Origin of the sequence: Pokkaliibacter plantistimulans, assembly GCF_003194385.1 — a bacterium.
In the GTDB taxonomy this organism is placed as follows: domain Bacteria; phylum Pseudomonadota; class Gammaproteobacteria; order Pseudomonadales; family Balneatricaceae; genus Pokkaliibacter; species Pokkaliibacter plantistimulans.
Map to the genome: position 1 here is coordinate 1 of NZ_LAPT01000201.1, position 1,872 is coordinate 1,872.

Consider the following 1,872-nt stretch of genomic DNA (forward strand, 5'->3'; position numbering starts at 1 on the left):
TGAGCCTGTTTTTGACGCGGCATTCGGCAACGCAGATAGATTTTCAACGACCTGCTAAGCAGGTCCATCATCCTTCTACCCAAAACATGTCTTTTCAATCGAATTACCTTTGTTTACTTGAGCATGTCCCACGTGCAGTTCACACTTCGGAAACGTGACTGTGGCGGTTACCTGCTGGCTATCCTGTAGCCGGTAAGTATGCTGCATCCGATTCAGACTCAAAGGACGGACGAACGAGGGATTTCAGCATGCGCTTTCTTGTCCTTGCACTTGCACTGGCCACCGCAACGACCAGTTATGCCAGCAATTTGCAGCTGCCAGCCAATGCCAGCCTATGGGTAGAGGGTCACAAAGAGCTGAGCAAAAACAGCACCCTTCCCCGCGCCCCAGCCTCAACGCTAAAAGTCCTCACTGCACTCTATGCGATAGAAACTCTGGGGCTCGACTATCACTTCAAGACACCACTGTGGATTGATAAAAATGGCATGCTCTGGGTAGAAGGCCAGGGCGATCCCAGCATTACCTCTGAGACCCTGGAGGCCATGGCTGACTACGTCAAGAGTCAGAACATCGCTCAAATTTCCGGCATTGGCGTAGACAGCAGCTACTACGCCAGCAATCAGATTCCCGACGGCATATCGGAAACCGCCAATCCATACGATGCGATGCCTGCAGCGCTGATCCTCAATTACAACACCATCTTTATCAAACGGGTCAACGGCAAAATTCTCTCTGCTGAACCACAAACTCCGTTGACACCAACAGCCTTGTTCTATGCGGCCAAACTGCAAGGTAATCAGGAGCGTATCAACCTCGGCAACAATCCGGTCGACTTCCAGACCTATTTTGCTGAACAGCTGCGTGCACAGCTGGAGAAAAAAGGGATTGCAGTGCGTAACCTCATCAAGATCGCCAAGACACCTGCCCATGCGCGCTCTATCGGCAACTTTGAAAACCCCAAGACATTGCGAGACGTGCTGCAGGACATGCTGTATTACTCCAACAACATCATTGCCAATCAGCTCTTCCTGACACTTGGCGCGATGCAGCAAGGCAGCCCGTCTACCTTAGAGAAATCTCAGCTGGCGATGACTAACTTCGTCGATGGGCACTTCAAGTGGCAGCAATTCCATATTGAAGAGGGGTCTGGCCTGTCGAGGAAAAACCATATCAGCGCTGCGCAGCTGGGCGAGCTACTGGAAACGTTCCGCCCTTATCAAAGCTTACTGAAGGAGTTCAGCCCCGAACTGCAGGCCAAAACGGGCACACTGTCCGATGTCAGCGCTCTGGCAGGCTATGTGAAGGTCAATGATCAATGGGTCCGTTTTGCCCTGATGATGGATCACTCAGGTGCACCGGGCTTGCGCTTTAGCCTGGCGAACGCACTACGCCAACAACTGGCGCGCTCAACGCCTGCAAAGAAAAAAGAGCAGGTCGCCAAAGCAACGACATTGAGAGAAAGCAGCAAGCTGAAGAAAGATCTGGACAAAAAAGAGAGCCTTGCCGCGCTGCCTAATTAGCCAGCGCGTTCATGCGAGGAAGAACAAGGCTCCAGACACCCAGTGAATACCCAACCGGAGAGGGCATTCGTTATGGATCAATTCAGGGAAGGGAAAGCACATGCTGGTAACGCTGCAATGGCTGGCAGCGTTACCCTGTTTCAGAACGTGCTTACGTTCTCAGATCACAATAATCACTAACAGGTCGTTGAAAATCTATCTGCGTTGCCGAATACCGCGTCAAAAACAGGCTCAAAATGCTCATTTAGTTCACTAAACTCCGCTTTTTCGCCTGTTTTTTTCTTGTCTCGGCTGCCTCGATAACGTTTTTCAACAGCCTGCTAAGCCATCTGATCCTGATTAGCCACGGTAG

At 51.2% G+C, this 1,872-nt stretch carries 1 protein-coding gene; it reads left to right on the forward strand.

The window, feature by feature from the left end; genetic code table 11:
• Window positions 1-248: 248 nt before the first annotated feature.
• Window positions 249-1,520: a D-alanyl-D-alanine carboxypeptidase/D-alanyl-D-alanine-endopeptidase gene (locus tag WH50_RS25860; protein ID WP_110190371.1), complete on the forward strand. Its 1,272-nt coding sequence runs from the start codon at window positions 249-251 to the stop codon at window positions 1,518-1,520.
• The last annotated feature ends 352 nt before the right edge of the window (window positions 1,521-1,872 follow it).

What these genes read in the sequence shown, in the direction of transcription:
- WH50_RS25860 (WP_110190371.1), top strand. Translation starts at nt 249, where the DNA reads ATGCGCTTTCTTGTCCTTGCACTTGCACTGGCCACCGCAACGACCAGT.